The following is a 24970-nucleotide window of genomic DNA, read 5'->3' as shown; positions in this document are numbered from 1 at the left end:
TCCTCCGGTTCTACCGGTACTCCTTCAGTAACTGCCGTTGGAAGGGCTGGAAGCCGCCTCCTGGCCGGAGAGCTCATTGACGATCTTAACGCTGGCGCTGGCTCCGATGCGCGATGCTCCAGCGTGAAGCATGGCCGAAGCGTCGGCGAGTGAGCGGATGCCCCCGGATGCCTTGACGCCGGCGCGCGAGCCTGCGACTCCCCGAAGAAGCCCGATGTCATCTACGGTGGCTCCTCCGGTAGAGAAGCCAGTGGAGGTTTTGAGAAAGTCGGCTCCTGCAGAGAGTGCAAGCTCTGAGGCCCGCAGCTTTTCTTCGAAGGTCAACAGGCAGGTTTCCAAAATAACCTTCACGATGGCTCCATTGCCATGGGCGAGTTCAACGACGCCGCGGATGTCCTGCTTGACCAGCTCATAGTCAGCTGGAGTTGCGCTTTTGAGCAAACCGACATTGAGTACCATGTCGATGTCGTGCGCCCCTTGCTTGAGCACACGCGCGGTCTCGTCACGCTTGGAGGGGGAGAGCGTAGCGCCGAGAGGAAAACCCACGACGACGCCGACGGGGACGCCCGTGCCCTGCAGTGCAGAAACTGCGGTCTGGACCCAGACGGGATTGACCATCGCGCAGGCGAAGCGGTGTTCTGCAGCTTCGTGGCAGAGTTGGAGGACCTGGGAGCGATTGGCATCAGGTTTCAGCAGAGTGTGATCGAGGACGGCGGCGAGGTTCTGAGGAGAAGAGAGCGCCTGTTGCGCGAAGCTGGTTGAGTTGAAAGTCTGCGATTCTGTTTGCGTCAGGCTGCTGCTCATGTTTCTCCTTACGGCCGATATACCAGCGCGGTCTGTTTCTATCACACGAAGAGCAGGACTGGCTGATCCTTACTCATCGCGTCCCTCCGGTGTTTTGTGCAAGGTCTTGCGAATAGCAAGACTCGGGGAGGCGCCTGATAGCTAAAATATTCAAAGTAAAATGCTTACAGGAAAATCGTTCATAGGAAACGACTTAAAAATACAAGAAGCCCCGGGAACTTCCCGGGGCACACCTATTGATCAGTATATCAATCTGATCTTTCACGATTGGCACCATCTATCTCCATTCCAATCAAAGGCTTATGTCTAACAACGGTTTGGCAGAGGTTTCACGTGAGCTATCGCTCCTGGGATCACTCGCTTCAGTACATTATAGCGAATAAAAGGCGAATATCGTTCCACAGGTGATCTCCTCAGAAGACACGAGATGGTCTGATGCCGTTCTTACCTCTATGTCATCAGATAGCTATGGCTAAGGACAGGGAACTAAGACTTTCGGTGCTGGATCAGTCGCCGGTACCGGAGGGGACAGCTCCGGCACAGGCTTTGCAGAATTCGATTGCGCTGGCGCGGAGGGTGGACGAGTTGGGATTTATGCGCTTCTGGATGTCAGAGCATCACGCGATGGACCTGCTGGCATGCACGGCTCCGGAGATTATGCTGGCGCGGATTGGGGCGGAGACAAGCAGGATACGCATCGGGTCGGGTGGGATTATGTTGCCGCACTACACTCCGCTGAAGGTGGCGGAGGTTTTCAGGATGCTCTACGGGTTGTATCCGGAGAGGGTGGACCTGGGAATAGGACGTGCTCCCGGGGGAGGGCCGATGGAGGCGCTGGCGCTGAGGCGGAGCCGGAAGGTGGCGATGGAAGATGATTTTCCGGATCAGGTGACGGAGCTGCTGGGCTTTCTGGAGGACGGCTTTCCGGCGGGACATCCGTTCGGGAAGGTGAAGGCGATGCCGGCGCCTGTTGCGGAGGAGAGGTACGCCGGGCCGTCGGTATGGATGCTGGGGTCGAGCATGTGGAGTTCGGCGGCGGCGGTGGAGTTTGGATTGCCGTACTCCTTCGCGCATTTTTTTTCGCCGGTGAAGACGAGAGACGCGATTGAGGCGTACATGAGGCACTTCAGGCCGGGGATCCGGCTAGAGAAGGCTGAGGCGACAGTAGCGGTGGGAGTGATCTGCGCGGAGAGCCAGGAGGAGGCAGAGTACCTGTCCGCCAGCGTAAAACTGCTGCAGCAGAGAATCCGGTTGGGAGAGAGGAAACCGGTTGCGGCTCCGGAGGATGCGATACGCGAATTGAAGATGCGTGGAGAACTTCCGCTGGAGGAAGGGGAGTGGCCGCGGTACTTTGTGGGAACTCCGGCATCGGTACGGGAGCGGCTGGAGCAAATGGCGGGAGAACTGGGGATTAGAGAGGTGATCGTAAACACGATTGTCTGGGATCACGAAAAGCGGATCAGGAGCTACGATCTGCTGGCACGCGAGTTTGGGTTGAGGGGCTGAGCGAGGGACTTTATTTAGACGTTCGGGTCTCTTGCTAAATCCTGGCCGATGGCTGGTTAGCCGCTGATGATCCGGGCGGGTTCTGATGTATCTGCTATTGATATCTGGGATGGTTGTGCCTGCTCGATCTCGGCCGCCTGGGCGGTGCGGGCCAGATTGAGGTGCTTTTCCATCGTTTGACGGGCGAGTGCCGGGTTGCGCGATTTGATAGCGCGGAAGATCTCGCGATGCATTTCGGCAGATTCCTTGAGGTCCTGCGCTTTTTCAACGGTCTTGGAGCGGTAGTCGTAGAGATTGGCGGTGATGGTTTCCATCAGGGCGCCCAGGATGGGGTTGCCGGCGGCGCGGGCGATGGTGCGATGAAAGCGCACATCGTGGATGAGGTACTCCTGGGGGTCGGTGAGGGCGGCGTACATCTCGGCAACTTCTTCGGCGAGCTCGGCGACGTGCTCATCGGTGGCGCGCTCGGCTGCGAGGGCGGCGATCGAGGATTCGAGGACGAGGCGTGCCTCGAACATCTGCCAGGGCAGGAAGCCGTGAAGTGCTCCCAGGACGGAGAGCGAGCTGGAATCGAGAGCCGGAGGGCCACTGGAGACGAAGGTTCCGGCGCCGTGACGGCTTTTGAGCACACCCATAGCGGAGAGGAAGCCGATTCCGGCGCGCAGGCTGGAGCGGCTGATCTTGAGTTCTCGTGCCAGTTCGCGTTCGGGGGGAAGGCGGTCTCCGGGTTTTACCTCGCCAGAGGCAATGAGGGAACGGACGTGGTCGACGACCTGCATGGTGAGCTGGCTATGCGGGGTAACGTCGGTGATGGCGGCCTCTTTTTTCACTGCGAAACGGAATCCTCTTTGGAAAGTGGGAGAAGGGTAACACGGCGGCGGGAGAGGCCGCCAAGGCCAGAAGACCTATGGAACATAAGATCAGGCATGCCGAGATGCACTAGACTTGAGTCGTTGCATGGAGGTTGGAAGGTGTCGGGGTTGAGATGGATTCGCACAACGGTAGTGCTGCTGGCGGTGTCGTTGAGCTGTGGGGCAGTGGCCGGTGCAGAGAGCTGTACGACGCAATCCGCGATGACGGAGACGGACCGCAATGCTTTAACAGCCGCTGTCCGGAACCTGGCGGACAAGGTGCAGAACAATGATGCCGCCGGTCTGCAGGCGATCACAATTCCCCAATATGCCAACAACTTCAGCGCTATCCAGAACGCAGTTGCCACCGCATCTTCCAGTGTTAAAGGAGCGGTGCTGGTGGTGGAGCAGGTTTATCTGTTGGACGCGACAGATCTGAAGCCCGGATCTGATGGGAAGCCGGGGAACGCGCAGTTTCTTTGCACACTGAATCATTCGATTGCGGAGGCGGATTTTTCGATCCCGTCGCTGCCTGCGGGAAAGTATGCCTTCGGCATCGTGGAAGCGCGAGGAATACCCGCTCCTTACCGGCTGTCCTTTCTAATGCAGCAGGAGCAGGGCGCCTGGCATATGGCCGGCTTTTATCCGCGTGCGATGACGGCGGCCGGGCACGATGGCCTGTGGTACTGGACGGAAGCCCGGAAGATGGCGAAGGACAAGGAACAGTGGAGCTCCTGGCTCTATTACCAGCAGGCGGAGGCACTGCTGAATCCGACGACGATGATCCAGAGCACACATCTCGACAAGCTGCGCAACGAGCAGGCTGCCGCGGCTCCCCCGGCGCTTTCGGATGGGATCGGCGAGAACACTCCACTGGTGGTGAAAGGCGCCGACGGCGTGGAATACCACTTTGTGGGACTGAGTGTGGACGATTCCCTGGCGAAAGAGAAAGTCGATGTGATTGCGCGGCTGAAGGTGGATCAGCTGGGTGATGCGGCGACGGCGAAGAAGCGCAATACAGACGCGATGAGCGCGCTGGTCGGAGCGTATCCGGAGCTTCGCAAAAACTTTCACGGTGTATGGATGGTGGCGCAGGCTCCGGGACAGAACCCCTATGCGATTGAGCTTGCGATGAACGAGATTCACTGAAACTTTGCGGACGCCGTAGTATGAAGCAGCATGCTTTGTGGGTCGATCGTTACGCGAGAGTGTCGGGATTGTAGACCGCAGATCTTTCGTCTTCGCCCTTCGAGCCTCACTCAGGATGACACGCTCTGAAAAGTTGCGGCTTGCGTTTACGACGATAACGGCTGCGAGATAGCGATCGGTGTTGCTTCCGGCGCAGCCACGTTGTGAGAAATTGATTTTGCTGAGATTTCGATTGGCAGCCAGAATGCTATCTTGAAGACGCCTTTGTCTTCCTATAGAGGTAATAGAAACCTCTATAGGAAGAGATAACATCCTAGGTAAAGAGAACAAGAGGCCGATGGCAGAGATCAAGAAGACATTGTCCCAGGCGATTGCGGGGCGGCGCGCGACGCCGAGCTTCGATGGAGTTCCGATTCCGCTGGAGGATCTGAAGCAGATTCTGGATGCTGGTCTGCACGCTCCGAGCGGTTACAACATGCAGCCCTGGCGGTTTATCGTGGTGCAGGCGCCTGAGCAGAAGAAGAAGCTGCGGGCGGCGAGCTATAACCAGGCGAAGGTGGAAGAGGCCTCGGCCGTAATCGTGGCCTGTGGCGACGCCGACGGCTGGCGCAAGGACCTGGACCTGATGATTCAGCTTGGCCGTGAGGGCGGTATGCCGGAGAGCTATGCTGCGCAGGCTCAGACCAGTGTGTCGAACTTCCTTTCGGGCTTCAGCCGCGAGCAGATGCACGGATGGCTGAACAAGCACGTGATGATTGCCCTGACCCACATGATGCTGATGGCCGAGGTGATGGGATACGACACGGCGCCAATGGAAGGATTCGAGCAGGACAAGGTCCACGAGGTGCTTCGCCTGCCCATGAGCTATTGGGTTGTGGCGCTGCTTGCCGTAGGGCATCTGAAGGGGCCGGATAAGTTTTATGGTGGCCGCTTTGAGATGGCCCACACGGTCTTCGGCGAGGAGTTTGGCAAGCCTCTGAAGTGAGCGATATCACGGAAGCGGTACGGACGGGACGAGAGTATCCACGGGCTCCGATTCTTGGGGTGGCAGCTGTGGTTTTGCGCGATGACGCCATCCTGTTGATCCGCCGCGGACGCGAGCCTTTGCTGGGTGCGTGGTCGCTGCCCGGGGGCGCCTTGGAGCTGGGCGAGGCGATGGCCGAAGGAGTCGTCCGCGAGATTTTTGAAGAGACCGGCATTCGCGTGCGACCGGTGGAGATCGTTGCCACTCTGGATCGCATTGTTCGCGACGATCAGCAGCGCGTGCGTTTCCATTATGTGCTGGTTGAGTGGCTCTGTTTCGCTGAGGATCAACAGGAGCCGCTGGTGTGCGGGGACGATGCTGCTGAGGCGAGGTGGGTGCCGCGCGAAGAGATTTCCTCTACAAACTACGACCTGGGCGAGACTACACTGGGCGTCATTGAGAAAGCCCTGCGGCTGGCGGAGACATTGGAGCGATGAAGGTCTTATGGCGAACGTTGCTGGTTTTGATCCTTCTGGCCGTCCTGGGCAGTCTTGTCTTCTACTTCCATCCCCTGTGGGTTGCGGATATGCAGGTACGCCTGGAGCTGTGGCGTGAAGGCGTAAAGAGCAAGTATGTTGAGGCGGGTGACTATCGGCTGCACTACTTTGAAGCAGGTCCGGCTGACGGTGCGCCTGTACTGCTGATTCATGGTCTGGGAGCGCGTGGGGAGGACTGGTCGCGGATGCTGCCGGCACTGGCTGCAGACGGATTTCATGTCTACGCGCCGGATCTTCCCGGATATGGCAGGTCTTCGCAGCCCAGGGATGCTGACTACTCCATCACCATGGAAGAGAATGCCGTTGTCGCGTTTGCGCGGGCGGTTCATCTTCCGCATGCCTTCGTCGGTGGGTGGTCGATGGGCGGATGGGTGGCGATGAAGATGGCGTTGGATCATCCGGAGATAGTGGATCGGCTGGTCGTGTATGACAGCGCAGGCATTTATTTCCCGGCGGATTTCGGTGCGGAGTTGTTCGTCCCATTGGATGCGCCCGGTATTACGCGACTGATGAAGATTCTCTCGCCCGATCCGAAGCCGCTGCCGGAGTTTGTTGAGCGGGATATTCTGCGCAAATTTGCGCGGAACGGCTGGGTGATTGAGCGCAGCATGCGTGCCATGACCTATGGGCACGATCTGCTGGATTTTCGCCTGCAGGAGCTCCGTCAGCCTGCGCTGGTGGTGTGGGGCTCAGTGGATCACCTGATTCCGCTAATGGTGGGCCGGCGGATTCACTCCCTGATCCCGAACTCTTCGTTGAGCATTATCGAAGGCTGCGGACACCTGGCGCCGCTGGAATGCTGGCAGCCGGTAGCGAGGACGACGGAGGAGTTTCTGCATGCGCAGCCTGCGATGATAGGCCAGGAGAAGACTCTCCAGGCTGCTCGTTAGTCTTCTTCAGCGCCCCACTGATATGCGCCAGGCTGCGGAAGGCCGATGTGCGCAAGGACGCGGTCGACGAACTGCCGCGCCATCTCTGTCGTGCTTCGAGGCTGGTTGTAGAGCGTGGGAATGGCGGGAAAGATGGTGGCTCCGGCCTCAGCGGCCAGCTGCATATTGCGCAGATGGATCCGATTGAACGGAGTCTCGCGCACGCAAAGGATAAGCGGATGGCGCTCTTTGAGGCAGACGTCGGCGGCGCGATGGATGAGGTTGCTGGCGAGGCCATTGGCGATGGAGGCGAGCGTTCCCATGGAGCAGGGAAGCACGATCATGGCGCTGGTGGGATAGCTTCCGCTGGCGATGCTGGCGCCGATGTCGGAGTCTGCGTGCTGCCGGAGCTTATCGGACGGTGCTCCGAGCAGTTTTTCTGCAAGATTGTTGCGTCCGCTCAACTGAAGTTCTTCCGCGAAGACACGCAGGGAGCTTTCGGACGCAACGAAGTGAATGCGCGTGACGCGATCGTCCGCAGCGAGAGCACGCAGCATCTCGACGGCATAGACGCTTCCACTGGCTCCGGTTACGGCGAGCGTGATTCTGTGAGTGTTGGCCTCGGTCTGCTCCACAGGATGATTATCGCTTAGTGGTCTGGATATCTGCAGCGTCCCGGAGAGCGAAAGCGACGATGGTTTCGCCTTGAAGAGAGTGGCTGGCATTGTAGACCGCGTTGCTGGCGCTCTCCTGGGCGGGGATGGTGGGGTCCAACTCGCAGGCGGCTATCTCTTCTGTGGTGGCGGTGATGTAGCAGAGTTCGCAGGTCGCCAGATCGCCATCAGGAGTTCGCATAGGTGGTCCGAAGGTGCGGCAGACGATGGGACGGTGTTGATAAAGGTCGCAGGTGCCGATTGCAGGATCGAGGACGGGACAAGGCTCGTTTTCTCCGATGGCGCCTTCCGCGTCATCCGCGAAGAGGGTGGAGTCTTCATAGTCCTTGCTGAGTATGCCGGTAGAGGGATCGCCGGGGAAGAGGGGAGCGAACTGCTGAAGAGAATCTTCCACCCTCGCGGCGATGCGGGCAGCGCGTTGAGGATCGTGGTTTACGAGAAGATGAAGACCTTCACGCAGACGTGCAGCGTCCTGTTGCGAGATGGGAAAGATGCCATGACAGCATTGTGTGCAGCCGGGGCGGCAGGCGAGGTGACGTCCGCTGCGCTGGACGGTGGAGGCCAGGGCATCATCGACGATCTGGATGAGGCTGGCATCGTAACGGCCTTCTAATGGCGGCATCGGACAAAGTCTCTCCAAGTACAACTTTACCGGAAAGAAGGAGGAGCCTCGACGACTGTGCCCTGCGGCGATAAGATGCGTGATCGAGAGAACTTTTGCAAAAGGGTTGGTTCCGGCCCGGAATGCCGGAAAGAAAGAGGGGAATCTGGATGTCCGGATCGATTTCGCGACGGGAGTTTCTTGCTTCAACGACGCTGGCCGCTGCAGCGGTTCTTGCGGATCCGCGGCAGGCGAAGGCCATGGCAGGTCCGACGACACAGCCGTATATGGATTGGAAGATGAAGCCAGTGCTGGACTTCTCGAAGTCGCCGCACGCAAAGTTGCGACAGATTCCTGTGGGGGCGGTGACCGTTACCGGCTATTGGGCAGCCCGTCGAAAGACGAACTTCGCCAGCAGCATTCCGAGCATGCGCGAGGAGTTGGTGCAGCATGGGCGCATGACAAACTTCGAGCGCCTGCAGGGGAAATCGACAGAGCCGCAGAGGGGGCCGGTGTATTCGGACTCGGACATTTACAAGTGGACCGAAGCGGCGGCGTATGTTCTGCAGTCGCAGAACGAACCTGAGCTGAAGAAGACGATGGACGCGCAGATTCGAGAGATCGTCGCGGTGCAGGAGCCGAGTGGATACCTGAATACCTATTACGTGGAGGATCGCAAGGCATTGCGTATGCAGCAGCACACCCAGGAGGTAGGCCATGAACTATATTGCATGGGCCATTACCTGCAGGGAGCAATTGCATACTATCGTGCAACGGGCGACCCGACGATGCTGAATGCAGGCATCCGCTTCGTTGATGATTTTCTATTGCCGAATTATGGCCCGGGTGCGGGGCAGACTCCAATCGTCTCAGGACATCCCGAGATCGAGATGTCTCTGATTGAGCTTTATCGCACGACAGGAAACCGGAAGTATGTCGACCTTGCGGGATACATTCTTCACGGCGATAAGCGCTGGACCATCAAGCCAAGCGCGATTGTCTACATGTACTGCGGGATTCCATTCCCGGAGCGCACCAAGCTGGAAGGGCACGCGGTACGCTGCATGTATGCCTGCTGCGGAGCTACGGACTACTATCTGGAGACAGGTGATCCGGCATACTGGAAGACGCTGGAGACGTTATGGAACGATCTGGTATCGCACCAGCTCTATGTGACGGGAGGCGTGGGCGCGCGTGCGGAGGGAGAGGCCTTTGGCGATGCCTATGAACTTCCGAATGCCCGCGCTTATGGCGAAAGCTGCGCTGCCATCGGCAACATGATGTGGAATGCGCGCATGCTGGCGGCGACAGGTGAGGCGCGATTCACCGATGTGATGGAACGGGCGCTGTACAACGGCATCAACTCCGGAATGTCGCTCGACGGCAGGATGTATTGCTATCGCAATCCGCTGGCGTTCGAACCGGCGACGGGAGATGTGATCCGAAATCCGTGGTACGACACGACGTGTTGCCCGCCGAACATCGAGCGTACGTTCGCATCGCTACCCGGCTATTTCTACAGCACCAGCAAGGATGGCATCTATGTGCATCTGTACGATGCGTCGGAGATGAACTGGCATCTTGAAGATGGTACTGCACTGAAGATGACCCAGAAGACGGAGTATCCGTGGAAGGGCGAAGTGGAACTGACGGTGTCTCCAGTGAAGCCGCACGAGTTTACGGTCTATCTACGCATACCGGGCTGGTCGGGGAAGAACGGTGTTCGGGTCAACGGAAACGCCGTTGAAGGAGCGAAACCGGGAGAGTATCTGGCTGTAAGACGAACGTGGAATTCAGGCGACCGGATTGAGCTGGCATTGGATATGACCCCGCATCTGCTGAGAGCGAATGAAGCGGTGATGGAAGATATTGGCAAAGCAGCCATGCAGAGAGGGCCGGTAGTCTTCTGTATGGAGGGAGTAGATCAGAAGATTCAGAGTAACGAACGGAATCTTGCCAACCTGCGTGTTTCTCTGCAAGGGGAGACGCAGGTAAGGTATGAGCCTGGAATGCTGGGCGGAGTGGCGGTGCTAGAACATCCCGGAAAGCTGATGGGCCACGACTCCACGGTTCTGTACCGATCTGCTGCCGGCAGTGGAGGCACTGGGGAAGGGACGATGCTTACGCTGATTCCGTACTATGCATGGGCGAACCGTAAGCCTTCGCCGATGCAGGTTTGGATTCCTTACACCGAAGCCTGACGCGGGCCCAGGACGCGCTCAAGAGATGACGTCGACATCAGAAGGCGGGAGAATTGTTCAGAAAATTTGTTCTTCTACCGCGTTCTTGTCATTCCGCTACGCTACGGAATGACAAGTCAAGTGGTGAAATGACAGGCCAAACGGTGGAGTGTGGCCTGACAAGTCAAACGTGCCCTGGCAAGTCAAACAGTCAATAGCATGGGAAGAATAGGAACAGTCTCCGCATATTAATTTTTGAGTACCCGTTCGAAGATGGCGTCGACGTTGGCCAGCTGACGGTTGTAGTCGAAGGCGCGAGCCAGCTTCTCTGACGAGAGGCGCGCCGTAATCTCGGGAACTTTGGCGATCTCGTCACGGAAGACGAGGTCGTTCTTCCAGGAGTTCATGGCGTGACCCTGTACGAGACGGTAGGCGTCTTCGCGGCTCATGCCGGATTCAGCGAGATCGAGCAGAAGCTGGCCGGAGAAGACGAGGCCTCCGGTAGATTCGAGATTTTTGCGCATGCGGGCCGGGTAGACCAGCAGCTTGTCGATCAGGTTCGTAGTCTTTGCGAGCAGATAGTCGGCGACGATGGTGGAGTCGGGGAAGATGACCCGCTCCGCCGACGAGTGCGAGATATCGCGCTCATGCCACAAGGCGACGTTTTCGAGCGCTGTCTGGGCGTTGGCTCGCATGACGCGGGCCAGGCCGGAGATCTGCTCACTGGTGATGGGGTTGCGCTTGTGCGGCATGGCGCTTGACCCCTTCTGCTTCTCGGAGAAGAACTCCTCGGCCTCGCGGACCTCGGTGCGCTGCAGGTGACGAATCTCGGTGGCAATCTTGTCGAGCGTACTGGCGAGCACGGCAAGGGTAGAGATATAGGCAGCGTGGCGATCGCGCTGCAGGACCTGCGTGGCAATGTCGGCGGGTGTGAGGCCCAGTTCGGCGCAGATGGCCTCTTCGTGCTCGGGCTTCAGATGGCCGAAGGTTCCGACGGCACCGGAGAGCTTGCCGACACGAAGATCTTCAGCAGCGGCATCGAAGCGCTTAAGGTTGCGCTGCATCTCCGAGTACCAGAGCAAAAGCTTGAGGCCGAAGGTGGAAGGCTCAGCGTGGATACCGTGTGTGCGGCCGATGATGGGAGTGTTCTTGAACTCGAGGGCTCGGCGCTTCAGCACCTCGGCGAACGAGACGATTCCTTCGCGGATGATGGCTGACGCCTCCCGGATCTGCAGAGCCTGCGCGGTATCGACAACATCGGTCGAGGTGAGGCCATAGTGCAGCCAGCGGGAGTGCTCCGGATTGCCGATATGTTCGGCGACGGTAGTGGTGAAGGCAATGACGTCGTGTTTGACCTCGGCCTCGATCGCGTTGATGCGCTCGACGGTGAAGTTGCCTTTATCGCGGATGGCGTCGGCGGCTTCCTGCGGAACCAAGCCGAAGCGGGCGAGCGCCTGCGAGGCAGCGGTCTCGACCGTCAGCCAGCAGCGATACTTGTTTTCATCAGACCAGATGCGGCCCATCGCGGGCCGTGTGTAACGCGGAATCATAGAGAGCATCCTGAACTCGTTGGCGAACCTGGCTGTGTCATGTGGCGGAGAACGAATTGAGCGCAGGCTTTCCGAGCGATAAGAAATGGGTTTCTACTTCATTCTACTGTGTGGAGAAGGGAACTGAGCCGCTGGGGAATAATTTGTATCGCTATACGATGTAATCGTAGCGAGCCTTGTTTTTTATAGCCCGGGCGAAAAGGAAGGCGAGCCTGTGGCTGTAGTTTCATCTCGCTTGGGAAATAGAGATTAGCTCCCTGTGACGCCAAGGAGGTCAGCCATCTCCTCATGGAGGAAGCCGCGTCCCGGCCTGTAGGGCTGGACCCATCTTCCATCGATGACGAACTGGGGAATCGCGCGTTTCCCGACGTTTTCGAGGACGAGTTCGGCGGCGCCTGGCGTGACTTCGATATCCACTTCTTTGTAGGGAATATTGTGCTGGTCCAGGAAGCGCTTCGCCTCCCGGCAGTCGCGGCACCAGGCCGCGGTGTAGACGGTCAGATCCATAGGCATATTTTACTGAAACCTTCTACTGCTCGTGATAGTTGACGGTCAGGCCGCCATCGATGACGTAAGTGCTGCCGGTGATGTAAGCCGCGTCATCGGAAGCGAGGAACGCTGCGATCGCAGCGACATCCTCGGGCATCCCCATGCGGCCTAGGGGAATATTTTTGAGCAGAGCATTAAGCTTCGGCTTGTCATCGAGCAGCTTTTTATTGATAGGAGTCATGATAGCTCCGGGTGCGATGTTATTGATGGTGATCCCAAGGGGGCCAAGCTCAACGGCGAGAGTGCGGGCCAGCATGCGCAACCCGCCCTTCGATGCACAATACGTGGAGAAATGCGGAAACGCCATATCTTCGTGGACGGAGCTGATGTTGATGATCCTTCCCGGACGCTTTGCTTCTCGAAGGTGACGGACGAAGGCCTGCGTGAGAAAGAAAACTCCCTTGAGATTGACGTCGAGCACGGCGTCGTAATCCTGCTCGGTAACGTCCCAGAAATCGGCGGATTTTTCGATGCCGGCGTTGTTTACGAGGATGTCGCAGGAGCCGAGCTGTTGCCATGCCTCATCGACGAGCCGCTGTACATCGACGAGGCTGGAGACATCGGCCTGAAGAGTGATGCCCTTGCCGCCCGCCGCTTCAATTTGTTTCTTCGTCTCTTCGGCTCCTTCGGGGTGGTTCCTGTAATCGATGACCACAGTTGCTCCATCGGCAGCGAGCCGCGTCGCGATGGACTGACCGATGCCGGAAGAAGATCCGGTGACGATGGCAACTTTTCCGGAAAGATGGCCTGGCATGAATGCTCCTTCTGCGAATGGATTCTATGCTGCTCTGCGGGCAGCAGCCTTTTTCGCCGTGTGAATTTTGGCTTTGGCGGATCTTCCGGTGGTCTTGTGTGCTGCTTTCTTTTTCGTGGAGCGAGAGGATCTTGCAGAGTGTTTTGCAGCGGAGTTCTCCTTCTGGTCGGCGATGAGTCCGGAGAGGATCGTCTTCGCTTTCTGCAAGGCTTCTTTGCGCTTTGCAGGAAGGTTCTTTCCGGCTCGATTGATATAGAAGGTCAGCATTCTCATACCGGAGCCGGGTCCTTTGGGCGACACCTTTTTCGATGCCAGGGACTTTGCGATCGTAGCTGGGCTCTTTGTGAAGAGTCCTTCTTCCGGATACGTCGATTCGGTGTCAACCTTCGCGGACCATTTTCTCTTCGTCGCCATCGTTGCCTCCGAGGAGGACTTCCTCCGTATCCATAGGATGCGGATCGATGCGCTTCTTGCCACGACGGGCTAGGAAAAAGTCGCTCAGCATGCGGCTGCACTCTTCCGCCAGAACGCCGGTCTGCACCGCAGTCCGGTGGTTGAGCTTCGGATGATTGAGGACGTCGAGCACGCTGCCGCAGGCTCCGGCCTTGGGGTCGCCGGCGGCATAGACCAGCCGGACGATGCGTGCGTGCAGGATGGCGCTGGCGCACATGGCGCAGGGCTCCAGCGTGACATACAAAGTGCAGCCGCCTTCCGGAGAGAGAAGGCGATAGTTGGAGAGCGCACGACCGGCCTCGCGCATGGCTACGATCTCGGCGTGAGCGGTCGGGTCGCTGTCGCGGAGTACACGATTCTGTCCGCGTCCGAGAACGGTAGCGCCGTCAGGGCCAACGACGATGGCGCCGACGGGCACCTCCCCGGCGGCTTCGGCGGCGCGCGCCTCGGCCATGGCGAGGTGCATCATGCACTCATCGAGATCGGATGGAGAAGGCTGCTGCATCGGTTCAGTGTAGCTGCCGGTGAGTCAATGGCAAGAGGGTTCGCGCTTCGTGCGAATGTCCCATCTTAGCGACGATGAGGCTGTCGCTAAGATGGGGCACCCGGTTTGGAGATTGAATATTAATTCTGCGGTGGAGTGTTGGGAACCAGGACGCCATGATGGTAGACGGCAACGATCTTGCGGGTGTTGCGGACATCCATCAGGGGGTCGGCAGAGAGGATGATGAGATCGGCAGAGTAGCCGTTCTTGATGAGGCCTATGCTCATCTTTGAATTGACCTCGTGGAGCAGGCGACCGTTCTCTCCGGTGGCAAGGGTGATGGCCTGCAGGGGAGTGAGGCCGGCAGCGACGAGATCCTCAAGCTCGCGATGCTCGCTGAATCCCGGGATGCGGCCGGGAACGGCGCCGGAGTCCGTACCGAAACCGATATTGACTCCAGCATCGTAGAGAGTCTTGAGATTCTTCATGGCGATCTCGTGATCCTTCTTCGCTTGTTCGGTCTGTGCGGATGCGAGAGTCTTTTCGGCGTAGCCGGGCGCCTGGAGCTTTGCGAGAAGCTCAGCGCCGGCGGCCTGCTGGAAGAAAGCTGAGTGCATCACATCGGGGTTCTGAGCGTAGAGGTAGAAGGCCTCATCGAGAGTCAGTGTCGGGATGTACCAGATTTTGTGGTCGATAAGCGTCTGGGCGAAGCCCGGATCGACGGCCTGGTCGCGAATGGAGTGCGCGAAGATGTCCACATCGGCGCTGACCAGGCTTTTGGCGTCCGCGAGGGTGTAGACGTGTGCGGCCACTTTCATGTGGTGCTTGTGGGCCTGTTCGATGACTGCGGTATAGATCTCCGGCTTCATCGGAGGAATCTTGCCGTGGCCGCTGTCGAGCCAGATCTTGACCAGGTCGGCGTGGTTTTTGGCGAGATCATCGACGTCCTTGCGGGCTTCGTCGGGCGTGCCCGGACGATAGATCTGATCGGATGCAACATTGAGTCCGGGCGCTCCGTTGGGAACACCGATGCCGCGACCCGCGGTGAGGATGGTCGCTCCGCCCAGCTTGCTGTTGCGCTGCTGGTCGCGCAGTTGATAGACGAGGTCGCGGTTGACGCCGAGCGAGACGATGGTGGTGACGCCGTAGCGCTCGAACTGGTCGAGGGCCTTGGTGACGTTCTCGGTGGTGTAGGCGTTGGGAGATGGAGTGGCGTTGTCGAGAAGAATGCCGAGATGGGAGTGTGCGCTGATGAGGCCGGGAATGACGGTCTTGCCGGTGCAGTCGACGATCTCTGCATCTTTAGGAGCCTCTTTGAAGGCGGGCTTGACGCTGTCAATGTAGCCCTTATGAAGGGTGATATCGACATGGGGCCGAACCGGGGCTCCGGTGCCGTCGACGAGCGCGGCATCGTGCAGGATGATGGGCTTCTGCTGGGCCGTGGCTGCGATTGCTGCTGAGAACATAAGGGCGCAGGCGATGATTCGCATCGAGTCTCCGTAAGTTTTATTTCAGAACGAACGGTAAAGCATATTTGGATGCCTGTGATTTTGATGACGAGTTTATGCAGGCTCCTGTTGCGTCATGCAGTGTAGCGCGCCCAGTCCCCAGATGAAGTCGGTGCAGTGAATTCCGGTGACCCGGCGGTTGGGGAAGGAGTCGGCGATGATGTTGAGCGCAATGCGGTCGTTGGGGTCGTTGAAGGTGGGGACCAGGACAAGATCGTTGGCGATATAGAAGTTGGCGTAGCTGGCGGGCAGGCGTTGGTTGTCGAAGAGGACGGGCGCAGGCATAGGCAGTTCGATGATCCGGAACGGCTTGCCATCGAGGTTGCGTGCGGAACGGAGGCGGTCAAGATTTTCGGCCAGCGGAAGGTGGTTCTCATCGTGCGTGCTGGGCTCGACGCAGGTGAGGATGGCATCTTCAGCGACGAAGCGGGTGATGTCGTCGACGTGGCCGTGGGTGTCGTCGCCGGCGGTGCCACGGTTGAGCCATATTACCTGGTCGATGCCGAGATAGTCGTGGAAGGCTCGCTCGATCTGCTGTTTGGAGACGCCGGGGTTTCGCTGCTGGACGTCCGACAGGAGGCATTCTTCGGTGGTGAGGAGGACGCCGGCGCCATTGGTGTCGATGGAGCCGCCTTCGAGGACCAGGCGGTGCTCTTTGCCGTCTTCGCCCGCAATTGTGGGCTTGAACTCTTCCATGCCGTAGAGCTTGGCGATGTGGTGCGGAACCTGGTCGTCGCGGCGCCAGTTGTCATACTTGGCCCAGGCGTTGAAGCGCCAGTTGGTAAGGGCAAGCTCTCCCTGCGGATTCTTGAGGAAGATGGGCCCGGAGTCGCGCAGCCAGACGCGGTCGGTCTGCCAGGGATGGAAGTGCAGGCGTGCCATGTTGGCTCCTGCGCGGAGCAGGATGCGTCGGGCGCGCTTTTCCGCGGCATCGTCGTTGACGAGGATGTGAACATCTTCGCAGCAGGAGAGATGGCGGACGATTTCTGCATAGACCCAAGGGATGGGCTGGAACTTTCCGGGCCAGTCCTCGGCGTTATGAGGCCAGGCAATCCACGTGGCAGTATGGGGGGCCCATTCGGCGGGCATACGGAAGTTGCGTTCGCGAGGTAAGGTCATGAGATCTCTTCTTCTGTTCTTATGGAGGGTATTCCTCCCTCGTACTTATTTGCGCAAATTCCTAGAAAGACATGAGTTAGGTCCGGACTTCAGCCCGGGATCGTTAGTGGAGTGCAGTTTCTTTTGCCACCTGTTCCAAGTATAGCGACGCAGGTGGAACTTAGAGGTAAAGGGATGTTACTGAGACCTGGAAGTTAAGATCCGGGAAGGCTTGACAATGTGGAGTAGCGGATTTCTTCGCTTTGCATCGGAAGGACAAGGCAAGAGGTATGTGGCAGCGAAACCGCAGATCCTTCGACTTCGGCTTCGCCCAGGATGACACCTTTCGGGTGTTGGGGCGGAGACACCTGCAGACTGTGGCGTATTAGGATGAGAGGGCGGCAAGAGAGTTTAAGCGTTTTATTGACGCAGTAGAGGTTATCCAAAATTATGGCCATTGGAGCAGGGGCAGCAGGCACGACAGCGCAACATTCCGGAGCGGAGAAGACCGACGTCCGGGCCATGAGCATCGCGACGATGCTCTTTTTTATGTGGGGCTTTCTGACCTGCCTGAACGACATTCTGATCCCGCATCTGAAGGGCATCTTCGACCTGAACTATGCGCAGGCGATGCTGGTGCAGTTCTGTTTCTTTTCCTCCTATTTCATCTTTGCGGTTCCGGCCGGCAAGCTGGTGGAATGGCGGGGCTACAAGGGAACAATGGTCATCGGGTTGCTGGTGATGGCGGTGGGGGCGTTTCTCTTTCTTCCTGCCTCGGCAGCGGCCTCGTTCGGGCTGTTTCTGTCGGCGCTGGTGATTCTGGCGGCAGGCATCACGACGCTACAGGTGGCGGCGAATCCTTATGTAGCGAATCTCGGTCCACCGGAGACGAGCGCGGCGCGGCTGAATCTTTCGCAGGCGTTCAACTCATTTGGAACCTTTGTGGCTCCGTTCTTTGGCAGCATGTTTATCCTCGCAGCAGCTCCCATGGCTCCGGAGAAGTTGCGGTCGCTCTCAGCGGCGGCCCTGCAGCACTACAGGACGGAGCAGGCTTCGTCGGTGCGGCTGCCTTACCTGGGGATTGGCCTGATGCTGGTGTTGCTGGCGATCTCCTTTGCCGTGCTGAAGATGCCAACCATGGACTTTACCCGCGACATCCGTCCAGGCGAGTTGGATTCTACACAGAATGACAGCATCTGGAAGCATCCAATTCTGCTGGCCGGTGCGGTGGGAATTTTTGTCTATGTCGGTGCTGAGGTTTCGATCGGGAGCTTCCTGGTGAATTACTTTGGGCTGCCGGAGATTGCGGCGCTTTCAGAGAAAACCGCGGCGCGGTATGTTGCGCTGTACTGGGGTGGCGCTATGGTGGGCCGGTTTATCGGCTCGTGGCTGTTGACCAAGCTGCGTACAAGCGTCGTGCTGGGTACGGCGGCAGTGCTGGCCTTTGTGCTGGTGGTGACTTCGATCCTGACACATGGACATACGGCCATGTGGGCGATCCTGGCGGTCGGACTGTTCAACTCGGTGATGTTTCCGAGCATCTTTACCGTAGGTCTGACGGGACTGGGGCCGTTGACAAGCAAAGGATCGAGTCTCATGGTGGCGGCGATTGTGGGCGGAGCGCTGATTCCGTTGGCTGAGGGGCACCTGGCTGATCTGATCGGTGTGCAGCATGCGTTTGTGATTCCAGCGGTCTGCTATATCTACATTGCGTTGTTTGGATATCTGGGGGGACGGCGGGCCGAGCGTGAGGTTGGGGTGGCGTAAAGAGATTGGGTGTTCGCAGATGTGATTGTTCGAGACCTCGCTCGAAGGAACCCACCTTAGCGACGATAAGGCCGTCGCGAAGATGGGGCAACCGCGTTGTGGGAGGATCGGAATCTCTCTTCAAATCTGGATGTACTGTGACTCTGTTGGTGGCTGGTACAGGATGGCGAGATGTGGCGTCTCGATGAGCTGTCCGAAGCGATGGCGTGAGTTGAGGCAGGCTTCGAGCATACCGGTGACGAGCAGGACGCGTTGGGTCGGGTAGGGCGGCTTGCGGTTCTGGTAAAGGCTTTCGACCTTGGAGGCGAGACAGGCGGAGTAGGCCTCGTTGGGTGGCAAGGGCCTGAGGAACTGCGTGGAGACGAGTTGCTGATCTTCGAGCTGAACGGAGATATTGTAATCCTGCACGGCTCCATTGAGCATGAGCATGGTGGCGCGTGTTCCATCGGTGTACTCGATGCAGTACGCGGCCGGGTCTTTGACGAGTTGCGGTAGAAGATCGTCGTCGGTTAGATCCTGGCATCTGCCATCGAGGAGGCTCAGACCCATTGGGGTGTCGCTGCGGGAGAGGGCGGAGCTGAGCAGGTCTTTCGACCAGCGTCCAGCCTTTGCGGCGGCCCAGACATCGTCTCCTTCGAGTAGTTGTACGGCCTTGACGCCAGTCTCGCCGCCTTTGCGACGCTCGAGCATGGACTGCATGGCTTCGAGGGCATCGAAATCGCCGTCATCGAGGTTTCCTACGCCGACCATGACGGCTTCTTTGACGCGAGCGCCAACGGGGACATCGACTGCAGGAAGCCGCCAGGTGACGGGAAGGGATGAGCCGGAGAGCAGAGGCATCTTGAGGCGATCTGCCTTCTTCACCATCGTCTGAGCTTCTGAGAAGCTGAAGGAGAGCTGCTTGTGGTTAAAGTAGGGAACCGCGTGCTTTTCCGTCTCGAAGACCTGGGCACACTGCTCAAAGAAGTCGAAGCGCGGAAGCAGGACCTGGTCTTTATCGTTGACCGGATAGGGATAGGGCGGGCACTGCTCGACGATGGTGAGGACGGCGTCGACAGCGATGCGATCGCCTCCGACGCGGAGGGCTTCGGGGATATTGCGGCAGAGGCGGAAACCGAACTGTTTGGCTCGTGCCGGGCTGAGGTCTTCCGGGGGCCAGGGATTGGCCGACCTTTGCCTGGAGCCCCCCATCATGGAGCGTACAAATTCGTCGGGACCGTCGCCGCGCTGACGCGCATGCTCGTCGACGTAGAGGGAGACGACCTTGATGTTGGGCAGGTGCCAGTCGCCGTCGAACGGATAGCCGATGAGAAAGCGGTCGGTGATGGTCTGCAGGTGCGAGCCGAGACGATAGGTGCTGCCGAGGACCGCTAGACGGATAGGGTTGGACGAAGCGAGCCTCTGCTGGCCGAAGGCAGAACGAGCCCATTCGGGAACAACCAGCATGGAGGAGGTCAGCGCGGAATTGCCCAGAAAACGACGACGTGTCAGCATCAGCTCCTCCAGTAGGTGGATTCAGGGTTGGGTTGATAACGGACGGCGGCGAGATTTGGCGTCTCGAGGCGCCTGCCCTTTTTATCGCTTTCGACACCGGCAATCAGCAAGCCGCTCGTGAGCAGTGTCCGCTCGATCGGATATTGCGCCTTGCCGGTGAGAAACATCTTTTCGGCGTTATTGACGAGCGGGCTGAAGAAGCTGGCAAGCGTGGTGCGTCCGTCGGGCATGGGGAGATGCATCTGGGTGGAGAAGGGTTTGGATTGGCCCTCAATGGTGGCGGCGAAGGTAAAGTCGCGCACCATGCCGTAGAGCAGGATCATGGTGCTGAGAAGGCCGTCACGATGTTTGTACTGGTAGGCGACGGGATCGGGCACCATCGCCTTCATCTGATCGACCGTGGGGAGGTCGTTGGTGAAGGTGGCAGCGCCAGGACGGATGGTGAAGCTGCGGCTGAGCGCTGCGCGCATCAGATCGTGCGACCAGACCTTGTCTTCGTAGGCCTTCCAGAAGGCATCTTTGCGGTAGGTTTGGATCCATTCAACGCCGGTTTCTCCGCCCTTGCGGCGCTCGACCATGCATTGAATGGTCTCCAGGCCATGGAAGTCATAGCTGGTCATTCCTCCATAGCCGACGGAGAGAGCTTCTTTGACCGTGGCATCGAGGGGGAATTCGGCTGAGGGGATTCGCCAGGTGACCGCGAGACTGGAGCCTCCCTGAAGCGGGAAGTTCAGCTCGTGGGAGACGTCGACCATCTTTTTGCACCAATCCCAGTTCCAGGAGAGCTCCTTGTCGTTGAAGTAGGGGACGGAGTGGCCGGAGGAGCGAAAGACGTTGGTGATCTTCTCGAAGAACTCGTAGTGCGGGCGCATCATGATTCCGTTGGGGCTCAGGGGATAAACGCCGTGCTCAGCGACGACCACCACACCATCGACGGCGAGTTTGCTGGTGCCGAGGGTGAGGGTGTCTTCGATGGAGGAGCAGATCTTCATCTTGGGATGGCGGTCGGCGCGCTCCTGAAAGAGGTCACCCTCGCCATGCTGATCGACGTAGAGCGAGACGACATCCATCGGTGGATGGTGATAGACACCGTTCCATCCATAGCCATCGAGAAAGCGGTCGATGACGTGTTGGGGATGGAGATATCTTCGATACGCCGTAACTACGCCAGCAAGCCGCGGGCGTTTTCCTGATGTCACGTTGGGAGCCATGGCCGTCCTTGACGATCGTCGTTCTGTGAAGTTTCGCGATGGCGGAATGGTACTCAGTTGTGAGGGTTTCGTTCTAGGTCAAATGTCCTTGCTCTTATTTCTTTGCGAAATAAGGGAGGAGTGAGAGGTGCGCAGGATCGTATAAGATTCCGGAACAAGAGTGATGACGAGGGGAGATCTTTGTGGGGAGAAGCTGTGTGCAGGAAGGTGGATCGGTGCTGAGCAGACGGAGGTTTCTGGGATACAGTGCGGCGGCGCCGTTTGCATTGCGATCGATGATAGCCGCAGCGGAAGATCAGGCTGCACCGGCAGTTTCGGCTCGCGCGAAGGAGATTCATCAGCGAGCCTTTATCTTTGATGGGCATGTACATGCGTTGGATCGGGAGTTCTACCACGGCGGAAGCATGGGAGAGCGCAAGAGCGATGGACAGTGGGACCTGGTGCGGGCTCGGGAAGGCGGGGAGGGAGCGTTCTTTCTGTCGGTCTTTATTCCGGAGGAGTATTACCCGAGCCGCTTCGAGACCAAGCAGGCGATGCGCCGGATGGACCATGCCCGGAGGCAGTTGGAGGAGAACAGGGACAAGGTCGAGCTGGCGCTGAATGCCGATGACGTGGAGCGCATTCGTGCCAAGGGGAAGATGGCGGCCGTGCTCGACATTGAAGGCAGCTATGACCTGGACGGAGACCTGGGAGTGCTGCGGGATATGCACCGGCTGGGACTGCGGTCGGCTCAGCTTTCAGCGCATAACTGGGACCAGAACTATGCGGATTCGTGCTGCTCGGCGGCGAAGGTGAATGGGCTAAATGCTCACGGGCGCGCGGTGATCAAGGAGATGAACCGCCTGGGCATGGTGATCAACGTCTCGCATTCTTCGGATGAGGCGATCTCGCAGGCGATCGATGCCAGCGAAGTTCCGGTGATCGCGACCCATCACGGACTGCGGCAGGTGAACAATATTCCGCGAAATATGCCCGATAAGCTGCTGGAGAAACTGGCGACGAAGGGTGGCGTGATCGGGTTTCAGATTGGAAGCGAGTTCAACTATCTGCCCGAGTACAAGTGGATCACGGCAGAGCGGGGCAAGACTTTTTTCGATACGGCCAGCATTCCCGACAAGGTGAAAGGCAAGACGATCTACGAGGTAGATTCGCTGGTCGCGTCGGGGTATCCGATGAAAGGCGCGACGGTTCCGGATTCGGTGGCGATGAAGGTGGACGACTGGGTGGGCGTGGTGGACCGGGCGATCAAACTGGTGGGCGAAGATCATGTTGCGATCGGTACAGACTTCGACGGCGGACCCACACTGGCGAAGGGAATGCGTGATGTGCGTGATCTTCCAATGGTGACCGATGCGATGTTGCGCAGGGGGTACAGCGAGGAGAGGATCAAAAAGTTCTGGGGCGGGAATCTTCTGCGGTGCTTCAGAAAGATAAATGAAGGAAAGGCTTGATCGCATCCTTCACGGGGACCGTCAATAAAGACGGCCCCCGTGAAGGATGTAATACGTCTTGGCAGCGTTAGCGCAGGTTGAAGGCATAGAGTGTGTCACCCGCTGCTGCTACGACGTACTGCAGGCCATCAAGCTCGAAGGTAATGGGGCCGTTGGTGACGATGTTGCCCAGTCCGGCGTGCCAGAGGATGGCTCCCGTGGTGGCGTTAAAGGCGACGAGGTTCGATGTAGTATCGCCAGTGAAAAGTACATTGCCCGCGGTGGTGAGGATACCGGAGCGGCCACCTGATGTTGGCCATTTGTGGTCCCAGCGGACCTTGCCGGTCTTGTAGTCGAGGGCGCGGAGCGAGGCGCTCGACCAGCCACCGCGGTCGTTACCTGCCCAACCTTCGGGTTTCTTGTTGTTGTCGTAGATGTAATAGACGCTGTAGGCGTCGTACGCGGGCACGTAGAAGAGTCCGGTCAGCGGGCTGAAGCTGGGTGGGTACCAGTTGGCTGCGCCTGCCTGATTGGGAGCTAGGAGCGAGCCGTTGGTGTGGGCCATCTTCTCGGGGTTAGGGATGGGGGAACCTTTGTCGTCGACGCCGAGGGTCCAATTCTGCTTGGCAAATGGCGTGGTCAGCAGATTTTTGCCGTTGGTGCGATCGAGAACGAAGAACCAACCGTTTCGGCTGGCCTGCGCGAGGAGCTTGTGTTTCTGACCCTTGATGATGCCGTCGAAGAGCACGGGAGTCTGTACGGCGTCCCAGTCGTGCGTGTCGTGCGGATTGGGCTGGAAGTACCAGACGAGCTTGCCGGTATCGGGATTGAGGGCGCAGATGGTCGAGGTAAAGAGGTTCGCTCCCGGGCGGGCAAGGCCATTGATAACCGGCTGGGCGTTGCCGGTTCCGAAGTAGTAGAGATTCAACTCAGGGTCGTAGGTTCCGGCGACCCAGGTCATGCCGCCACCGTGCGTCATGGCTTCGTCGTTGGGCCAGGTCTTGGCTTCGGGTGTACCGGGTTCAGGGTGGGTGTACCAGCGCCATTGCAGCGCGCCGGTTTCTGGATCGTGTGCTTCAATGTATCCAGGAATGTCGAAGTCGTCGCCGCTCACGCCGACCATCACGTGATTCTTGACGATGACTGGAGCGACGCTGCCGAAGTAGAACTGATCGGGATTGCCGATAGGGGCGTGCCACTTTTCCTTGCCGGTGTTGCGGTCGATGGCGACGAGGTTGCAGTCTTCGGTCTCAAAGTAGACGGTGTCACCTTTGACAGCTGCTCCGCGATTGCCGATGGCTTCGCCGCCCTTGCTGGCCCAGTCGAACTGCCACAGCTTGCGTCCGGTGCGAGCATCCACGGCCCATACGTGGCTGGGGACGGTGAAGTAGAGAATGCCGTCGACTTCGAGAGGTGTTGCGGAAATGCGCTTGCCGCCGGCGGTGGTGGTCTCAATGCGATAGGTCCAGGCGAGCGAGAGCTGCTTGACCGTGGTGGTGTTGATCTTTGCGAGTGAGCTGTAACGCCGGCCAGAGTAGTCGCCGTTGTACGTGGGCCAGCTGTCGGTGAGCTTCGATAGGGCAGCCGTAGAAGTGCTGGCGGACTCTTCCTGAGCGTGCGACATCGACGGCAGGAGCAGTAGAGCGAGAAGAGATGCAGAGAAGATCTTTTTCATTTGAGCGTGGCCAGGTAAGTCGTCAGGTTGTGAATGTCGGCGTCGGTGTACTTGTCGAGCAGTGCGATGTGCCCAGCGTAGGGATTCTCTTCCGTCACCTTGATGCGAGCAGTGCGGTTGAACGAACGAGTCTCACCGGATTTTTCGTGCAGGGTGACGGTGAAGTCGTCCAAGTGGACGAGATCGCCTGTGTAGCTCTTGCCTGACGCAAGCTGAACCGTCACCTGAACCTTCTTCCGCAGAAACAGACCAAAGTTCGGGAAGAGGAACTTTTGCTGCAGGGCGGCCGGGGCGTACCGGGTGCCGACGTGCGCCAGGTCTTCTGTGGTGGAGTGACATTTGTTGCAGCCGCCAGCGCCGTTGAAATAGGCTTCGCCAGCCTTGGCATCGCCGCTCAGCAGATTAGTGGGCTGCGAGTTGTAGCCGCTCCTCAGGATGCTGTTAATGGACTTGGTGAGGAACTGCGAGATATCCGCGAGCTGCTTTTCGTCGAAGTTGAAGTTGTGGTTTGGACCCTTCGCGAGTAGGGGCGCCAGTTCCTTGCCGTAGAGCATCTGCCGGCGATCGTGGAGGACGGGTAGCGAGCGCAGCAGGTCGGGCGCGCTGGCGGTTCCACGAGCGTCTTCGCCGTGGCAGCTGGCACATTTGGAGCTATAGATTTGAGCGCCTGCCTCGGCGGCTTCGGGCTTTACCGGAGAACGGGGGAACTGGGCATGCGATGGGAGCGCCCCCGTCAATAAGAGAAGGGTGGCTGGTGCAAGGTGCCGGAATAGCTTCTTCAAATGGATCGACTCCGCTTCCTCGACTCGTGTGCTTATAAGTCGTTGGGTTGGACAAGATGT

General features: G+C 58.6%; 23 protein-coding genes. 8 read left to right on the top strand and 15 right to left on the bottom strand.

Annotated features, from left to right (window positions below):
* Nucleotides 1-24 precede the first annotated feature (24 nt).
* Entirely contained in the window at nucleotides 25-804 is a 780-nt protein-coding gene (deoC, locus tag GWR55_RS07890; RefSeq protein ID WP_162401778.1) for a deoxyribose-phosphate aldolase, read from the bottom strand.
* 468 nt (nucleotides 805-1272) lie between these two features.
* On the opposite strand from deoC, the gene GWR55_RS07885 reads away from it, so the two are divergent.
* Nucleotides 1273-2310: an LLM class flavin-dependent oxidoreductase gene (locus GWR55_RS07885; protein WP_162401777.1), complete on the top strand. Its 1038-nt coding sequence runs from the start codon at nucleotides 1273-1275 to the stop codon at nucleotides 2308-2310.
* 56 nt (nucleotides 2311-2366) lie between these two features.
* On the opposite strand, the gene GWR55_RS07880 is transcribed toward GWR55_RS07885, so the two are convergent.
* Complete coding sequence (locus GWR55_RS07880) at nucleotides 2367-3140, bottom strand: FadR/GntR family transcriptional regulator (protein ID WP_238398713.1); 774 nt, start codon at nucleotides 3138-3140, stop codon at nucleotides 2367-2369.
* 141 nt (nucleotides 3141-3281) lie between these two features.
* On the opposite strand from GWR55_RS07880, the gene GWR55_RS07875 reads away from it, so the two are divergent.
* The 4 genes from GWR55_RS07875 (at nucleotide 3282) to GWR55_RS07860 (ending at nucleotide 6721) form a co-directional block, all read left to right on the top strand.
* Complete coding sequence (locus tag GWR55_RS07875; RefSeq protein ID WP_162401776.1) at nucleotides 3282-4310, top strand: hypothetical protein; 1029 nt, start codon at nucleotides 3282-3284, stop codon at nucleotides 4308-4310.
* A 337-nt stretch (nucleotides 4311-4647) separates the two neighbouring features.
* The gene (locus tag GWR55_RS07870; protein WP_162401775.1) at nucleotides 4648-5295 is read left to right on the top strand and encodes a nitroreductase family protein; all 648 of its coding nucleotides are present in this window, start codon (nucleotides 4648-4650) and stop codon (nucleotides 5293-5295) included.
* A 59-nt stretch (nucleotides 5296-5354) separates the two neighbouring features.
* Nucleotides 5355-5771 (top strand): NUDIX hydrolase, encoded by a 417-nt coding sequence (locus GWR55_RS07865; protein WP_202925594.1) that lies wholly within the window; start codon nucleotides 5355-5357, stop codon nucleotides 5769-5771.
* Nucleotides 5768-6721: an alpha/beta fold hydrolase gene (locus GWR55_RS07860; RefSeq protein WP_162401774.1), complete on the top strand. Its 954-nt coding sequence runs from the start codon at nucleotides 5768-5770 to the stop codon at nucleotides 6719-6721. The genes GWR55_RS07865 and GWR55_RS07860 overlap by 4 nt, the downstream gene beginning before the upstream one ends.
* Here the strand turns inward: GWR55_RS07860 and GWR55_RS07855 are convergent.
* Both GWR55_RS07855 and GWR55_RS07850 read right to left on the bottom strand, forming a co-directional pair.
* Nucleotides 6718-7257, bottom strand: a complete 540-nt coding sequence (locus GWR55_RS07855) for a UbiX family flavin prenyltransferase (RefSeq protein ID WP_238398764.1) — start codon at nucleotides 7255-7257, stop codon at nucleotides 6718-6720. The genes GWR55_RS07860 and GWR55_RS07855 overlap by 4 nt on opposite strands.
* An 85-nt stretch (nucleotides 7258-7342) precedes the next feature.
* Nucleotides 7343-7996: a YkgJ family cysteine cluster protein gene (locus GWR55_RS07850; RefSeq protein WP_162401772.1), complete on the bottom strand. Its 654-nt coding sequence runs from the start codon at nucleotides 7994-7996 to the stop codon at nucleotides 7343-7345.
* Nucleotides 7997-8145: 149 nt separating this feature from the next.
* Between GWR55_RS07850 and GWR55_RS07845 the strand changes: the two genes are divergently transcribed.
* A complete protein-coding gene (locus GWR55_RS07845) occupies nucleotides 8146-10176 on the top strand; it encodes a glycoside hydrolase family 127 protein (RefSeq protein ID WP_162401771.1) in 2031 nt (676 codons plus the stop codon).
* Nucleotides 10177-10403: 227 nt separating this feature from the next.
* Here the strand turns inward: GWR55_RS07845 and purB are convergent, their stop codons facing one another.
* The 7 genes from purB to GWR55_RS07810 form a co-directional block, all read right to left on the bottom strand.
* Nucleotides 10404-11705, bottom strand: a complete 1302-nt coding sequence (purB, locus tag GWR55_RS07840; protein WP_162401770.1) for an adenylosuccinate lyase — start codon at nucleotides 11703-11705, stop codon at nucleotides 10404-10406.
* A 249-nt stretch (nucleotides 11706-11954) separates the two neighbouring features.
* Nucleotides 11955-12212, bottom strand: a complete 258-nt coding sequence (locus GWR55_RS07835; RefSeq protein WP_162401769.1) for a glutaredoxin family protein — start codon at nucleotides 12210-12212, stop codon at nucleotides 11955-11957.
* 22 nt (nucleotides 12213-12234) lie between these two features.
* A complete protein-coding gene (locus GWR55_RS07830) occupies nucleotides 12235-13008 on the bottom strand; it encodes an SDR family NAD(P)-dependent oxidoreductase (RefSeq protein WP_162401768.1) in 774 nt (257 codons plus the stop codon).
* A gap of 24 nt (nucleotides 13009-13032) precedes the next feature.
* Entirely contained in the window at nucleotides 13033-13422 is a 390-nt protein-coding gene (locus GWR55_RS07825) for a DUF3175 domain-containing protein (RefSeq protein WP_162401767.1), read from the bottom strand.
* Nucleotides 13388-13927: a tRNA adenosine(34) deaminase TadA gene (tadA, locus tag GWR55_RS07820; RefSeq protein WP_162403841.1), complete on the bottom strand. Its 540-nt coding sequence runs from the start codon at nucleotides 13925-13927 to the stop codon at nucleotides 13388-13390. Before tadA ends, GWR55_RS07825 begins: the two co-directional genes overlap by 35 nt.
* 158 nt (nucleotides 13928-14085) lie before the next feature.
* A complete protein-coding gene (locus GWR55_RS07815; protein ID WP_162401766.1) occupies nucleotides 14086-15435 on the bottom strand; it encodes an amidohydrolase family protein in 1350 nt (449 codons plus the stop codon).
* A 72-nt stretch (nucleotides 15436-15507) separates the two neighbouring features.
* The gene (locus GWR55_RS07810; protein WP_162401765.1) at nucleotides 15508-16572 is read right to left on the bottom strand and encodes an agmatine/peptidylarginine deiminase; all 1065 of its coding nucleotides are present in this window, start codon (nucleotides 16570-16572) and stop codon (nucleotides 15508-15510) included.
* A 429-nt stretch (nucleotides 16573-17001) separates the two neighbouring features.
* Between GWR55_RS07810 and GWR55_RS07805 the strand changes: the two genes are divergently transcribed.
* Entirely contained in the window at nucleotides 17002-18318 is a 1317-nt protein-coding gene (locus GWR55_RS07805; RefSeq protein ID WP_162401764.1) for a sugar MFS transporter, read from the top strand.
* A 120-nt stretch (nucleotides 18319-18438) separates the two neighbouring features.
* On the opposite strand, the gene GWR55_RS07800 is transcribed toward GWR55_RS07805, so the two are convergent.
* Both GWR55_RS07800 and GWR55_RS07795 read right to left on the bottom strand, forming a co-directional pair.
* Entirely contained in the window at nucleotides 18439-19812 is a 1374-nt protein-coding gene (locus GWR55_RS07800) for a hypothetical protein (protein WP_162401763.1), read from the bottom strand.
* A complete protein-coding gene (locus tag GWR55_RS07795) occupies nucleotides 19812-21023 on the bottom strand; it encodes a hypothetical protein (protein WP_162401762.1) in 1212 nt (403 codons plus the stop codon). Before GWR55_RS07795 ends, GWR55_RS07800 begins: the two co-directional genes overlap by 1 nt.
* Nucleotides 21024-21205: 182 nt before the next feature.
* Between GWR55_RS07795 and GWR55_RS07790 the strand changes: the two genes are divergently transcribed.
* Nucleotides 21206-22474, top strand: coding sequence for a dipeptidase (locus GWR55_RS07790; RefSeq protein ID WP_238398711.1), 1269 nt, complete (start codon nucleotides 21206-21208; stop codon nucleotides 22472-22474).
* A 67-nt stretch (nucleotides 22475-22541) separates the two neighbouring features.
* Here the strand turns inward: GWR55_RS07790 and GWR55_RS07785 are convergent, their stop codons facing one another.
* Complete coding sequence (locus tag GWR55_RS07785) at nucleotides 22542-24128, bottom strand: acido-empty-quinoprotein group A (RefSeq protein WP_162401761.1); 1587 nt, start codon at nucleotides 24126-24128, stop codon at nucleotides 22542-22544.
* Nucleotides 24125-24910, bottom strand: coding sequence for a cytochrome c (locus GWR55_RS07780; RefSeq protein WP_162401760.1), 786 nt, complete (start codon nucleotides 24908-24910; stop codon nucleotides 24125-24127). The genes GWR55_RS07785 and GWR55_RS07780 overlap by 4 nt, the downstream gene beginning before the upstream one ends.
* Between the last annotated feature and the right edge of the window lie 60 nt (nucleotides 24911-24970).

This window comes from Edaphobacter sp. 12200R-103 (genome assembly GCF_010093025.1).
GTDB lineage: Bacteria > Acidobacteriota > Terriglobia > Terriglobales > Acidobacteriaceae > Edaphobacter.
Note: the sequence above shows the minus strand (reverse complement) of the source record. Positions and strands in the feature narration are given on the sequence as shown.

Excerpts from the sequence above, each read along its gene's own strand:
- GWR55_RS07800 (WP_162401763.1), bottom strand. The coding sequence starts at position 19,812 with ATGCTGACACGTCGTCGTTTTCTGGGCAATTCCGCGCTGACCTCCTCC.
- GWR55_RS07795 (WP_162401762.1), bottom strand. The coding sequence starts at position 21,023 with ATGGCTCCCAACGTGACATCAGGAAAACGCCCGCGGCTTGCTGGCGTA.
- GWR55_RS07845 (WP_162401771.1), top strand. The coding sequence starts at position 8,146 with ATGTCCGGATCGATTTCGCGACGGGAGTTTCTTGCTTCAACGACGCTG.
- GWR55_RS07815 (WP_162401766.1), bottom strand. The coding sequence starts at position 15,435 with ATGCGAATCATCGCCTGCGCCCTTATGTTCTCAGCAGCAATCGCAGCC.
- tadA (WP_162403841.1), bottom strand. The coding sequence starts at position 13,927 with ATGCACCTCGCCATGGCCGAGGCGCGCGCCGCCGAAGCCGCCGGGGAG.
- GWR55_RS07885 (WP_162401777.1), top strand. The coding sequence starts at position 1,273 with ATGGCTAAGGACAGGGAACTAAGACTTTCGGTGCTGGATCAGTCGCCG.
- deoC (WP_162401778.1), bottom strand. The coding sequence starts at position 804 with ATGAGCAGCAGCCTGACGCAAACAGAATCGCAGACTTTCAACTCAACC.
- GWR55_RS07850 (WP_162401772.1), bottom strand. The coding sequence starts at position 7,996 with ATGCCGCCATTAGAAGGCCGTTACGATGCCAGCCTCATCCAGATCGTC.
- GWR55_RS07785 (WP_162401761.1), bottom strand. The coding sequence starts at position 24,128 with ATGAAAAAGATCTTCTCTGCATCTCTTCTCGCTCTACTGCTCCTGCCG.
- GWR55_RS07825 (WP_162401767.1), bottom strand. The coding sequence starts at position 13,422 with ATGGCGACGAAGAGAAAATGGTCCGCGAAGGTTGACACCGAATCGACG.
- GWR55_RS07860 (WP_162401774.1), top strand. The coding sequence starts at position 5,768 with ATGAAGGTCTTATGGCGAACGTTGCTGGTTTTGATCCTTCTGGCCGTC.
- GWR55_RS07810 (WP_162401765.1), bottom strand. The coding sequence starts at position 16,572 with ATGACCTTACCTCGCGAACGCAACTTCCGTATGCCCGCCGAATGGGCC.
- purB (WP_162401770.1), bottom strand. The coding sequence starts at position 11,705 with ATGATTCCGCGTTACACACGGCCCGCGATGGGCCGCATCTGGTCTGAT.
- GWR55_RS07855 (WP_238398764.1), bottom strand. The coding sequence starts at position 7,257 with ATGCTGCGTGCTCTCGCTGCGGACGATCGCGTCACGCGCATTCACTTC.
- GWR55_RS07870 (WP_162401775.1), top strand. The coding sequence starts at position 4,648 with ATGGCAGAGATCAAGAAGACATTGTCCCAGGCGATTGCGGGGCGGCGC.
- GWR55_RS07805 (WP_162401764.1), top strand. The coding sequence starts at position 17,002 with ATGGCCATTGGAGCAGGGGCAGCAGGCACGACAGCGCAACATTCCGGA.
- GWR55_RS07835 (WP_162401769.1), bottom strand. The coding sequence starts at position 12,212 with ATGGATCTGACCGTCTACACCGCGGCCTGGTGCCGCGACTGCCGGGAG.
- GWR55_RS07830 (WP_162401768.1), bottom strand. The coding sequence starts at position 13,008 with ATGCCAGGCCATCTTTCCGGAAAAGTTGCCATCGTCACCGGATCTTCT.